The 13,307-nt window shown below is 31.6% G+C and carries 12 protein-coding genes and 1 riboswitch; of the genes, 9 read left to right on the plus strand and 3 right to left on the minus strand.

The window, feature by feature from the left end:
• The first annotated feature begins 7 nt into the window (after positions 1–7).
• The 4 genes from C7J89_RS06950 to C7J89_RS06965 are packed head-to-tail and all read left to right on the plus strand — an operon-like array spanning position 8 to position 3,528.
• Positions 8–1,153, plus strand: a complete 1,146-nt coding sequence (locus C7J89_RS06950; RefSeq protein WP_233432454.1) for a glycosyltransferase family 4 protein — start codon at positions 8–10, stop codon at positions 1,151–1,153.
• A gap of 5 nt (positions 1,154–1,158) precedes the next feature.
• Positions 1,159–1,755, plus strand: a complete 597-nt coding sequence (locus C7J89_RS06955; RefSeq protein ID WP_103295744.1) for a sugar transferase — start codon at positions 1,159–1,161, stop codon at positions 1,753–1,755.
• Positions 1,752–2,369: an acetyltransferase gene (locus C7J89_RS06960; protein ID WP_103295743.1), complete on the plus strand. Its 618-nt coding sequence runs from the start codon at positions 1,752–1,754 to the stop codon at positions 2,367–2,369. Before C7J89_RS06955 ends, C7J89_RS06960 begins: the two co-directional genes overlap by 4 nt.
• A 7-nt stretch (positions 2,370–2,376) precedes the next feature.
• Positions 2,377–3,528, plus strand: a complete 1,152-nt coding sequence (locus C7J89_RS06965; RefSeq protein ID WP_103295742.1) for a DegT/DnrJ/EryC1/StrS family aminotransferase — start codon at positions 2,377–2,379, stop codon at positions 3,526–3,528.
• Positions 3,529–3,572: 44 nt separating this feature from the next.
• On the opposite strand, the gene C7J89_RS06970 is transcribed toward C7J89_RS06965, so the two are convergent.
• Positions 3,573–4,388 (minus strand): AraC family transcriptional regulator, encoded by an 816-nt coding sequence (locus C7J89_RS06970; RefSeq protein WP_061854367.1) that lies wholly within the window; start codon positions 4,386–4,388, stop codon positions 3,573–3,575.
• Positions 4,389–6,069: 1,681 nt separating this feature from the next.
• Here C7J89_RS06970 and menE point away from each other — a divergent pair.
• Both menE and menC read left to right on the plus strand, forming a co-directional pair.
• Positions 6,070–7,467, plus strand: coding sequence for an o-succinylbenzoate--CoA ligase (gene menE / locus C7J89_RS06975; RefSeq protein WP_103295609.1), 1,398 nt, complete (start codon positions 6,070–6,072; stop codon positions 7,465–7,467).
• Between the two features lie 12 nt (positions 7,468–7,479).
• Entirely contained in the window at positions 7,480–8,484 is a 1,005-nt protein-coding gene (gene menC / locus C7J89_RS06980) for an o-succinylbenzoate synthase (RefSeq protein WP_103295608.1), read from the plus strand.
• Here the strand turns inward: menC and yidD are convergent.
• Positions 8,474–8,716, minus strand: coding sequence for a membrane protein insertion efficiency factor YidD (yidD, locus tag C7J89_RS06985; protein ID WP_061854370.1), 243 nt, complete (start codon positions 8,714–8,716; stop codon positions 8,474–8,476). The two genes, menC and yidD, sit on opposite strands and share 11 nt — an antisense overlap.
• Positions 8,717–8,771: 55 nt before the next feature.
• Between yidD and ytkD the strand changes: the two genes are divergently transcribed.
• Both ytkD and C7J89_RS06995 read left to right on the plus strand, forming a co-directional pair.
• Complete coding sequence (gene ytkD / locus C7J89_RS06990) at positions 8,772–9,248, plus strand: RNA deprotection pyrophosphohydrolase (RefSeq protein WP_061854371.1); 477 nt, start codon at positions 8,772–8,774, stop codon at positions 9,246–9,248.
• Positions 9,232–10,026 carry an alpha/beta hydrolase family protein gene (locus C7J89_RS06995; RefSeq protein ID WP_172459005.1) on the plus strand — a complete coding sequence of 265 codons (795 nt, stop codon included), beginning with the start codon at positions 9,232–9,234 and terminating at the stop codon, positions 10,024–10,026. The genes ytkD and C7J89_RS06995 overlap by 17 nt, the downstream gene beginning before the upstream one ends.
• Positions 10,027–10,088: 62 nt before the next feature.
• On the opposite strand, the gene pckA is transcribed toward C7J89_RS06995, so the two are convergent.
• Positions 10,089–11,681 carry a phosphoenolpyruvate carboxykinase (ATP) gene (gene pckA, locus C7J89_RS07000; protein ID WP_061854372.1) on the minus strand — a complete coding sequence of 531 codons (1,593 nt, stop codon included), beginning with the start codon at positions 11,679–11,681 and terminating at the stop codon, positions 10,089–10,091.
• Between the two features lie 153 nt (positions 11,682–11,834).
• Positions 11,835–11,953, plus strand: a riboswitch (SAM riboswitch).
• Positions 11,954–12,059: 106 nt separating this feature from the next.
• Between pckA and metK the strand changes: the two genes are divergently transcribed.
• Positions 12,060–13,256, plus strand: a complete 1,197-nt coding sequence (metK, locus tag C7J89_RS07005) for a methionine adenosyltransferase (protein WP_103295607.1) — start codon at positions 12,060–12,062, stop codon at positions 13,254–13,256.
• Positions 13,257–13,307 lie beyond the last annotated feature (51 nt).

The raw sequence follows: 13,307 nt of genomic DNA on the forward strand, positions 1-13,307 counted from the left end.
GAGAATTATGCAAATTGCCGCGATAGAAATGACACATAAAAAGTTATTGAAAAATTTAAATGAAACATGTGTGAGACAAGGATTCGACGTTCATTGCGTTAGCAAAATGGAGCACCATTTTGACATGGTAACGAGAAAAGGAATTGTTTATCATAATATAAATATCGATAGAGATATTAAATTAATTAGTAACATTAAAACGGTGTACGAATTAATAAAATTGATGAGACAAGAAAAACCAGATATTGTACATGTACATACACCGGTAGCAGCAGTTTTAGGTAGATTAGCAGCTAAAATAGCAAAGGTGCCGGCAGTTATTTATACGGCACACGGATTTTATTTTCATGATGGTATGCCAAAAAGTGGTTATTACATTTATTATTTAATTGAAAAGATAATGGCTAAATTCTTTACAGATTACTTATTTACGCAAAGTAAAGAAGACTATGAAGTAGCGACAAGACACCACTTCTTGTCACGAAAAAATGCATATCATTATCATTGGATTAGTAATGGGATTGATTTCGAAGATAAATTTAATTATGACAAAGTTAATCAACAAAAGATTAAACTATTAAAGAAAAAGTATGACATTAAAAAAGATGATTTAATCATTACATTTATTGGCCGTCTAGTAGAAGAAAAAGGAATTATTGATTTACTTGAAGCAGTAGAGCGAGTGAAGTATCAAAATATTAAAGTCTTTATTATTGGTGATACCCATCAAAGCGAACGTGATACGATGACTTTTAAAAAGTTAGAAAAATATAAAAAGCATCATAACATTATTTTTACTGGTTCATTAGATAATATCAGCGATTATTTATATTTAAGTGACATATTCTGTTTACCTTCATATAGAGAGGGAATGCCTAGATCAATTATTGAAGCGATGGCAATGAAAAATGCAATTATTACTACAAATATAAGAGGATGTAGAGAAGAAGTTGAAGACAATATTAATGGTTATATTATTCCGATTAATGCACCTCAATATATCGCAACTAAAATTGATACGTTAGCAAACAACCCTGAACTATTAGCTAAATTTAAAAATAAAAGTCATGAATTAGCTAACAAACATTATGATGAAAGGCAAGTTGTACAGAAACAGTTACAAGTATTCGAACAACTACAAAAAGGTGAGTGAACTTAATGAAAAAGAGAGCATTGGATTTCATCATCAGTGTGCTAGGTTTAACATTAACATCACCAATGATTTTAATATTTGCAGTATTAATTAGATTGAATATGGGAAAACCAGTATTTTATAAACAAATACGACCTGGTAAAAACGAAGTACCTTTTACTTTGATCAAGTTTAGAACTATGACGAATCAACAAGATTTAAATGGTGTGTTGTTACCTGATGAATTACGTAAAACAAGATTAGGTTCATTCATTCGAAGTACTAGTATTGACGAATTACCACAACTGTATAATGTACTAAAGGGTGATTTAAGTATTGTTGGACCACGTCCATTATTAATGGAATATTTAACATTATATAACGCTAAACAACGACTACGTCATGTTGTAAAGCCAGGTATAACTGGGCTTGCACAAATTAAAGGTAGAAATGCTTTATCGTGGGAACACAAATTTAAATATGACGTATGGTATGTCAAAAATCAATCTATGAAATTAGATTTATATATTATTTTTATGACAATCATAAAAGTGGTTTTACGTAAAAATGTGAATGCCCAAAATCATGCAACGATGTATAAATTTAAGGGCACGAAATTATGAAGAAAATAATATTAATAGGTAACGGTGGGCATGCCAAAGTGATAAAGGACATTGTAAAAAAATCAGAGAGCTATCAATTGTCAGGTTATCTTGATGATGCAATTGTTCGCAAAAGTTATAGCAATGACATTTTTTATGATAATTTAAGTAATATTAGCAATTATTATCGCACGCATCATTTTATTATTGCTATTGGCGATAATAATAAGCGACAACAAATTGTTCATCGCTTTGCTAACATCAAACTAAATTATGCAACGCTCATTCATCCCACTGCCACTATCGGCTCAAATGTAAAGATAGACAAAGGTAGTGTTATCATGCCGAATACTACTATTAATGCAGATACTATGATTGGCAAGCATTGTATCATTAATACGATGAGTTGTATTGAACATGATAATAAGATTTGTGATTATGTTCATATTGCACCTAATGCCACGTTGACAGGAAATGTAGTTATTAATAAAGGGACATTTATTGGTGCAAGTGCCACGGTTATTCCAAATATTAATATCGGTCAAAACGTCATCGTAGGAGCAGGATCTACTGTTATAAACGACATAGCGGATAATCATACAGTTTATGGCTCGCCAGCGAATAATAAGAGGTGACAACAGCATGAGTAACGACAGAATTTATTTATCTCGTCCACACATGGGTGGTAGCGAGCAACTATTTATCAATGATGCATTTAAGAAAAACTGGATAGCACCTTTAGGAGACAATGTAAATAATTTTGAGAATAAGATGCAAAGTTATACTGGTGCAAAATCAACATTAGCATTAAGTAGTGGGACAGCGGCTATTCATCTTGCACTTATAGAAAGTGGTGTAAAACAAAATGATGTTGTTTTTTGTTCATCGCTAACCTTTTGTGCAACTGCAAACCCTATTTTATACTTACAAGCACGACCAGTATTTATTGATTCAGAGTTAGATACTTGGAATATGTGTCCAAAATCTTTAGAAAAAGCATTAGAAAAATATACCGCGATGGGTCAAAAACCAAAAGCAGTAATTGTAGTGAACTTATATGGGCAAACGGCACAATTTGATAAAATTATAGCACTATGTAATGAATATAATGTTACTTTAATCGAAGATGCTGCTGAGTCTTTAGGTTCTACTTTTAGAGATAAGATGAGCGGGACACTTGGAGATTTCGGTATATTTTCTTTCAATGGTAATAAAATTATAACGACTAGTGGTGGAGGCATGTTGCTGTCTCATAATAAAAAAGCTATAGAGCATGCCTTATTTTTAGCGACTCAAGCGAGAGATGATGCATCTCATTACCAACATAGTGAGTTAGGGTTTAATTATCGATTAAGTAATATTTGTGCAGGAATAGGGCTAGGTCAATTAGAAGTACTTACAGATAGGGTGAATCAGCGACGTGCTATTTTCGAACGATATGCCCAAGCTTTACAATTTACGGAAGTTAAATTCCAAATTGAACTTAATCATACTTTATCAAATAGATGGTTGACGGCATTTGTGTTAACAAATAATGACAATAAGCTGACACCTATGACTATCATTAATAAGTTAGCAGAGCACAATATTGAAGCAAGAAGAATATGGAAACCAATGCACATGCAACCACTATATAATGACTATGATTTTGTTTCTGTAGATGAAGATAATGCCCAAGCTATTTTTGAACGTGGCGTGTGTTTACCATCAAGTTCCGATTTAACAATAGCGCAACAAGATAAAGTTATCGAAATTGTTAAAGATATAATTGAAACACATAAAATGAATAATTAATTTCAATAAAAAACGAGCCAAAAGTCTTATGACTTTTGGCTGTTTTAATCTATCGTATATTGCGCTACTAGTTCCTTTAAATGAAGGTATAGTTCATTAGGGAAAGGTTCTTTATGTGTCTGTGTAGTTTTATATTTTTTTATAAATTCATCTGGAGACATGTTAAACACACGGTGGAAATTTTTCAAAAAAGTAGATTGTGAACGATATCCGTATTCTTTCCATATTTCATTATAATTGGATGTTAACATTTCTACAGCTAATCTATATATTTTGATTTTTCTGATATATTTTATAAGAGAGAGATTCATTGATTCTGAAAATACTCTAGATAGATAACTTGCATTTACATAAAAATTATCTGCTATATCAGCTAATGATAAATCTTCTTTATAATGATTGTTTACGTAATCCAATACCTTTTTAACTAATGGATTAGCATTTTCTAATGTGTTCTCTTTATAATACTGTCCTAAACGTATATAGTTAATCAATTTAATAATACAAATATCAGCATTGAACTGATCTTTCTCATAAATTGCGATTACCGTCTCGAGAAATTCTCTTTTAATAAAATGCTCTATTTTAGATTTATCTAGATAAAGTTGATCCCATCCAAAAAGTGAAAATCGATTAAAACTTAACTTATTGATAGTCAGAGCTATAACTTTACCTGAATTTATAAGTAAATTGGGAGAGGTATAGGGTTCGAGTATAAAAAATTCATGTTTTTGAAATTTACCTAGATAAGCTTTGTCATAAAACGATACATGTCCAGACAATACAAAAAATATATGAATATTATTGAAGCTATCTTTTATATTAATATCAGAATCGTGAATTTGATAATTGTAATCCATAGTATCTCTCTTTTCATAATAGAATAATTGTATAATATAAGCATAGCATGTCTAAAGGTTATTAAATTTACGATAAGTGGTAAAATATTTACTTAAAGTGGTAAAAAGCAGCCGCTTGTAAAGGTAAGATATTTTATATTTTTAGAACGCATTTTAAAAATAGTTAAAATTCTACTCTAAATTCAATTGTTATTAAAAAAGCGCTAATTGATTAAATTAGCGCTCACTTGGAGATATGAATTGAATATTCAAAAGTTTAAAGAGAATAAAAACATCCCTGTAAGATATCATAGAGTAAATGACTACTACTTTAGTTAATTAAAGTAGCTAAATAAAGTATAGCAACATACTAATTAATTGGCTATATCTCTAATGAAGTTAGAAAAAAATTGACAATATAAAGTAAAAAATAGTAGCTAAACTCGAAAAAAAACCACTAATCAAGCGATTAGTGTAAAAATAATAATCTGATTGGGTTATTGGTGCTAATGGTAGAACTGAGATGAATGTATGAATAAACCAATATAAATTCAGATTCTGTTTATTTTTAATTATGAAAGCATAGTACTAAAAACCATTTCGTCTTCCTAAAACAATAAATAGAAGACAGTTAGAAGTATAGCAAATGAATTTAAGGTTTTATATATAATATAGTGAATAGTAAAAATATATAACATTTAAGTAAAAATAAGAATATATTTATTAACCAACTAGAGTAATCTAACTTAAGTAAAATTTAAATGGCATTAATTGATAAATTTATACTGTCACATAATTTAATACTTATTTTTTACAATATCTAGTGCAGATTTTACTTTTTACAAAATATTTAACAAATTTAGATATAATAAAAGTATAATACGTATATGGTGTTAATACACCATTTTACCTCTACTAATAATTTTTTGGAAATTAGGGCAAAGGATGATCATAAGCCTATTATGATATCTTTTGTCCTATTTCTATGTAACTGGAATAAAGTATCAAAATAAATTTTACTTTATCATATCAATTCTTTACTACGTTAGTGATAAGGCACTAAAATAAGTATAAACATGCTACAATAATTTTGTGTGGTGAACACATAAATATTTTCATAAAATATATTCCCTAGTATGAAGTAGGAGCAAGTAATTTCTATGACACTAGATCAAAATAGCGACTTTGATTTAGAAATGGACGAGGCTTGTTCCTCTTTTTTTTGCTAGTTTTTCTCTTTTTTACTTTTTTAATGTTGTTTTTTACATATGTACTTTAACATATATACATTCGAATAAATACAGGCTATATTGGTTGTGAGGTAAGACATAAACATCACGATAACTTTCAGTAGCATGCTGGATTTTACACAACAAGAACATATGTACTTATCTCTTTTTTATTCGCTTTCTCCTAAGCTATTTATTAATATTTTTTATAGTTCATTACAATTGTAGCGCATTGTATTAAACTAGCATATGTTAAGGTAGTTAACCTTCCAAACTACCACGCTCAACTATTTAGTGTTTATTGATAAGCGACTATTTTATAAATAAACCTAAGTTAAAGCACTCTAATTATTGATGATATATCAGTAGTTAGAGTGTTTTTTTGCATCAACGGACATAAAGGCATAAGTATTTAAACACTGCGTATTATATACAAAACAGTTATAATATAAATGATACGGAGGAATGTTAAAGTGGAATTTTGGTTAGAACAACAAGCTAAAAACAAAGGTGATAAAATTTTTATTAACGATGGGCATACACAATTAACCTTTAAAGCATGTTATGACTTATCACTAAAGGTTGCAAATAATTTAGTGGAACTTAACAGAACGAGATTAGGGTTATATATTAACAATAGTATAAATGCCGTTATATTAATTAATGCTGCATGGATAGCTGGCATTGAATTAGCGATGATCAATACTAGGCTAACTAAACAAGAAATTTTAAATCAAATGGCTTCAATCGATGTGGATACAATTGTTTCAACACTCGAGCTTGAGTTAGAAGGTATATCAATAATAGATGGGCAAGAAATGATCACTAAAGAAGATGATAATGATAGAACGCAAAAAGCCAATTTTAATTTAAATTCCATTGCTTCTATTATGTTTACTTCGGGTACGACTGGACCTCAAAAAGCAGTGCCACAAACTTTTGCTAACCATTTAGCCAGTGCACAAGGTTGCAAACAAAGTTTAGGTTTTGACGATAATACCGTGTGGTTATCTGTATTACCTATATATCATATTTCGGGTTTGAGTGTTATTTTAAGAGCGATCATTCAAGGGTTTGCAGTGCGTATAGAACAAAAATTTGATACACAGCGTATGTTAGAAATTATTCGTGAAGAACATCCGACACATCTCTCACTTGTACCTCAAACGCTACAATGGTTACTTGATGCAGGATTGTCACAACCATATAATATTGAAAAAATCTTACTAGGTGGGGCGAAACTATCGAGTCAGCTTATTGATAAGTCATTGCAATGTAACTTACCAATATATAATTCCTTTGGTATGACGGAAACTTGTTCACAATTTTTAACTGCTTCTCCAGATATGTTATCAGAACGTTATGATACAGTGGGTAAACCTAGTGATAATGTGCAAGTAGCTATATCAAAACCTGATGGTAATGGTCATGGAGAACTGCTAATCAAAGGTGACAATGTAATGAATGGTTATCTTTATCCTAGTAATTTAACGGATGTTTTTGAAGATGGTTATTTCAATACAGGTGATATTGCAGAAATTGATGAACAAGGGTACGTAATGGTTTACGACCGTCGAAAAGACTTAATAATAAGTGGTGGAGAAAATATTTATCCATATGAAATTGAATCGATAGCTAAATATTATGACGGTATTAAAGACGCAATGTGTATCGGTATTGAAGATTCCACATGGGGACAAGTGCCATATTTATATTATGTAGCCGATGAAGCAATAGATCATAATCTGTTACACAGATTTCTGTTGGAAAAGTTGGCTAAATATAAAGTACCGAAAAATTTTGAACGTGTAGAACAATTGCCTTATACTTCTACCGGCAAATTACAAAGAAGTAAAATTACTGGTTATTAAGGAGTTACACAAGTGAAAATTATTAATTTAGAGATTTACTATTATAATGAAAACTTTAAACAACCAATTATTACTCCTAAAATAACTTTGTCTGAACGTAAGGCTTTAATTATTAAACTGACAACTGATAATGGCGAAAGTTATTATGGAGAATGTAATGCCTTTGAAACAGATTGGTATTTTGATGAAACGATAGATATTGTTATTAATAAAATAAAAGAATGGTATACAGCAGTTCAAGGTATGTCATTCAACTCTTTCAAGGAGATTAAACAAACCTTAACACAATTAGATGCTTACCCAGCTAGTAGAAGTACGATTGTCATGGCCTGTTATCAAATGTTCAACGATTTACAATCACTCACAGTCAGTTATGGCGCGACGGTAAGTGGTTTGAATAACGAAAAATATAGACAGTTAGTCGAAACGCAACCCGAACGCATAAAGTTAAAATGGACGACTAATATTTTGCATGATTTAGACAAATTAACAACGTTACCATTTGATTTCAATATAGCGGTCGATGCGAATGAATCTTTATCTTTAAGAGCCGTTAATTTACTCGAACAAGTGGCTACATATAATGTTATTTATTTAGAAGAACCTTTTAAATCTTTACAAACTTTAGATAAATCGGGTATTACAGCGCAGTTGGATATTGCTTTAGATGAAAAAGCAATCGAGTTCAATGCAATTGAAAAGGCGATAAATAACCATAATATTAAAGTGGTTATTCTTAAACCATTTCGTTTAGGCGGTATTGATAAGGTAATGGATATTATTAAAAGTTTAGAACACTTAAATGTAAAAACCGTAATAGGTGGTATGTATGAATATGGATTAAGTAGATATTTTACAGCTATGCTTGCCCAATATGTTACATACACGAGTGACATTACACCTGCAGGGTTTTATTTTGAAGAGGATTTCGTTGAAAATATGGGTATATTAAAAAATGGAAGGTTAGTATTTAACCCTCCAGTAGTTGATGCGGCAAAATTAGTGCCTATTTATTAGTATGTTTATGCTCTTTTTTTAAAGGAACCGGATCAAAACCACTTTTGTGGAATGGATGACATTTTAAAATACGTTTTAACCCTAACCATCCACCTTTAAATGGACCATAGACTTCTATTGCCTCTTTGGTATATGCTGAACAGGTAGGATAGAAACGACATGTCGCTGGCGTTAATGGTGAGATGAATTTTTGATAAATATAAATAATAAATAATAAAACTTTTTTCATAATGTTACCTCCAATGGAGCTTTAAACATTAATATTTTAACATATTTTGAGGTGTCTGATGACTATTAAGTATTTAGATAAAGATAATAACGAAGTATATCTTAACTATACAACAGATAAAGATGAGGCTAATGGTCAGCATGTATTGATTATACCGATATATAATAACAAATTATTATTTACTCAACATGATATTAGAGGTATAGAGTTTCCTGGTGGCAAAATTGAGGAAAATGAATCTTCGTTAGCTGCTGCGCAACGAGAATTAAATGAGGAAACAGGCGCAGTTGCGACAGAACTTCATTACATCGCTCAATATTATGTCGCTAGACAAAATTTACCTAGTTTTTATAAAGATGTATATGTTGCTAAAATTGACTATTTAGAAAATAAACAAGATTATTTAGAGACGAGTGGACCTAAATTTTTTAGTAAAGTTACAGATATACCTGAACAACAACGAAGTTTTTTAATAAAAGACACAACCATTTTAAACTGTTTAGAACGGGTGATCGAACTTGGATATTATAAGTAAAAAACGTATGCCAATTGATGTAACGACGCATGTATTTGACGAAATAACTTATGAAGTTGATGGGTTACATGTTAAAGGACTTATGGCGACACCTGCACATGAAGTTAAACGTATAGTGATGTATTTGCGCGGTGGAAAAGGACAAGTAGGTAAAGTAAGAGCTGCGCGTTTATTGCAATTTATTGATCCGACTACTTTAGTCATTGCACCTTATTATCGAGGCAACAATGGAAGCGAAGGAAAAGATGATTTTTATGGTGATGATTTAAATGACGTAACACAGTTACTGTCAATTTTGATTCATCATTATCCTCATGCGTTTGTGCATATGATTGGTTTTTCACGTGGAGGCTTACAAGGATTATTAACTTTTCAAGATTTACCTGTACATAGTTATATTATTTGGGGTGGCGTAACTGATATCCATTTAATGTATCAAGAACGTGTGGATTTAAGAGGTATGTTGCGTAGAATGGTAGGGCATCCGAAAAAAGATATTGAGGCTTATGATAAAAGGGATGCTATTAAGCATATAACTCAAGATGCGCCGCCAATATTAATTATACATGGTTATCAAGATCATCAAGTCGGCATTCAACAAGCACAATTTTTAGCGCAATCTTTAACTGAAATTGGTGCTGTGCATCGGACACTATATCAACAAAGAGAAGGACATGTACCGAGACCCTTTGCATTATCAAAAGTATTAAAGCAACTTAAGCAATGGATGTTAGATATAGAAAATCAACAACTACAAGATAACTACAACGTGGAATAAAATTTATATAATATTAAAACAAGGCTATGCATAATGTCATAGCCTTGTTTTTTACATAGATATTACTTTTTAAAGCCGCCTTTTTCAGCAAGCTCAGCTGTCTCTTCACCGAATTTTTCAAAGTTTTGGTTAAAACGTTCGATTAAATCGTTAGCTTGTTCTTTATAAGCTTCTTTATCGCTCCATGCGTTCATAGGATTTAAAAGTGTTTGAGGGACGCCTTCAATACTAACCGGAATATTTAAACCAAATGTTTCATCTGTCGCATATTCAGCTTCAGTTAATTCACCAGTAATAGCTTTGTTAACCATTTGACGAGTATAAGATAAACTAATACGACGACCTACGCCGTATTTACCACCAGTCCAACCAGTATTAACTAAGTATACATCAACTTCATGTTTATCAATCAATTCACCTAAGATGTCAGAATATACTTTCGCATCTAATGGTAAGAAAGGTGAGCCAAAACAAGTTGAGAACGATGGTTCAGGTTCTGTAATACCACGTTCAGTACCTGCAAGTTTAGCAGTGAAACCACTTAAGAAATGATACATCGCTTGGTCTTTAGTCAATTTAGAAATTGGAGGTAACACACCGAAAGCATCAGCAGTTAAGAATATAATCGTATTTGGATGTGCTGCTTTAGATGGTTTAACAATATTATCAATATGGTCTATTGGATAGGCAGCACGAGTATTTTCAGTATAGTAGTTATCATCGAAATCAATATCACCATCGTTATCAACTACTACATTTTCTAAAATAGTACCATATTTAATCGCGTCGTATATTTGAGGTTCTTTTTTCTTAGAAAGATTAATAGCTTTAGCGTAACATCCACCTTCAATATTAAAGATACCATTATCATTCCAACCGTGTTCGTCATCCCCAATTAATTTACGAGTAGGATCGGCAGATAAAGTTGTTTTACCTGTACCAGATAAACCAAAGAATAATGCTACGTCACCTTTTTCGCCTACATTGGCTGAACAATGCATACTCATAATATTATCTTTAGGTAATAGGTAATTCATTACTGAAAAAATACCTTTTTTCATTTCACCAGCGTATTCAGTACCACCGATAAGGATAACTTTATGTTTGAATGAAGTAATAATAAATGTTTCAGAATTTGTACCATCAACAGCTGGATCTGCTTTAAATCTTGGTGCAGAAACAATTGTGAAATCAGCTTTGATTTCTTCAGCTTCTTCTTTGGAATCAGGTTTAATAAACATATTTTGTGCAAATAAGTTATGCCAAGATAATTCGTTGATAACAGATAGTTTTAATTGTGAATCTTCGTCACTACCTGCGTAACCATTGAAAATGTACAATTCATCACGTTCGTTTAAATAATCTAAAACTTTGTTATATAGATTTAAAAATGTAGTTTCGTCAATAGGTTGATTGATATTACCCCAATCAATATCATCTTTATAAGAAGGTTCAGTTACTATAAATTTATCTTTCGGTGAACGACCTGTATACTTCCCAGTTCGAGCATTAATTGCACCAAGTTCAGTCAATTCACCTTCGTTGTTTTCCAACATCTTATAGTACAATTCGGTTGTTGATAATTGAAATAAAGAAGTTGTTTTTTTATAAATGTTTTCCAGTTTACTTGTGTAAGTATATGTATCTATCGCCATACTTAATCCCTCCAACGCTATTTTTATGTAAGCCTTTACAATAAACGAGTATAACATAATCACTATATTATGCCATAAAAATTATTATAAAATTTGGGATTTTGTAAAATTGACATTACTATGCAGTTTAGGTAGTATAGTTACTAACGGATTCTCTTATCCTGAGAGGCGGAGGGACATGGACCCAATGAAGCCCAGCAACCTCTTCTTTATACATTAAAGAAGGAAGGTGCCAAACCGTTTGCAGACAAATATCGTCTGAACGATAAGAGCGAATGGACGTATTGAGCCTTCTCTCTATTTTATAGTGATGAAGGCTCTTTTTTATTAAGCTCACAAAAGAGAATTTTCGTAATTTAATAACTAAAGGAGCAAATTATGACATACAATAGAAGATTATTCACTTCAGAATCAGTTACAGAAGGACACCCAGATAAAATTGCGGACCAAGTATCTGATGCAATTTTAGACGAAATATTAAAAGACGACCCAAATGCTAGGGTGGCTTGTGAGACAACAGTTACAACAGGTATGGCACTTATTTCAGGTGAAATTTCGACTACGACTTACGTAGATATTCCAAAAGTAGTTCGTGAAACGATTAAAAACATTGGTTATACACGTGCGAAATATGGATATGACAGCCAAACTATGGCAGTGTTAACTGCTATTGATGAACAATCTGCAGACATTGCACAAGGAGTAGATACAGCTTTAGAATATAGAAATGATATTTCTGAAGAAGAAATTGAAGCTACAGGTGCTGGCGATCAAGGTTTAATGTTTGGTTATGCAACGAAAGAAACAGACACTTATATGCCATTACCAATTTTCTTATCTCATCAACTCGCTAAACGCTTATCTGATGTACGTAAAGATGACATCATTAAATATCTACGTCCTGATGGCAAAGTACAAGTTACGGTTGAGTATGATGAAAATGATCAACCTCACCGTATCGATACCATTGTAGTATCAACACAACACGCTGATGACATAGAACTTTCTCAAATTCAAGATGATATTAAAGAACACGTTATTTATCCAACAGTTCCTAAAGAATTGTTAGATGAAAAAACGAAATTTTATATTAATCCAACTGGACGATTTGTTATAGGTGGACCTCAAGGCGATGCTGGTCTAACAGGTAGAAAAATTATCGTAGATACATACGGTGGTTATGCACGTCATGGTGGGGGATGCTTTAGTGGTAAGGATCCTACAAAAGTAGATAGATCAGCAGCATATGCAGCAAGATACGTTGCTAAAAATATTGTTGCGGCTGATTTAGCAGATAAATGTGAAGTACAACTTGCATATGCAATTGGTGTTGCTGAGCCAGTGTCTATTTCAATTGATACGTTTGGTACTGGGAAAGTAAGTGAAAGTGAATTAGTTGAAGCGGTAAGAACGCATTTTGACTTACGACCAGCAGGCATTATTAAAATGTTGGACTTAAAACAACCAATTTATAAACAAACAGCAGCTTATGGTCATTTTGGTCGTACTGATGTATTATTACCATGGGAAAAATTAGATAAAGTTAACCTCTTAAAAGATGCAGTAAATGCATAATCAAGTTGTTATAACTTTATTAGTATTTTTATCGAATGATTAAACAATTTT

The organism is Staphylococcus kloosii (assembly GCF_003019255.1).
Lineage (GTDB): Bacteria > Bacillota > Bacilli > Staphylococcales > Staphylococcaceae > Staphylococcus > Staphylococcus kloosii.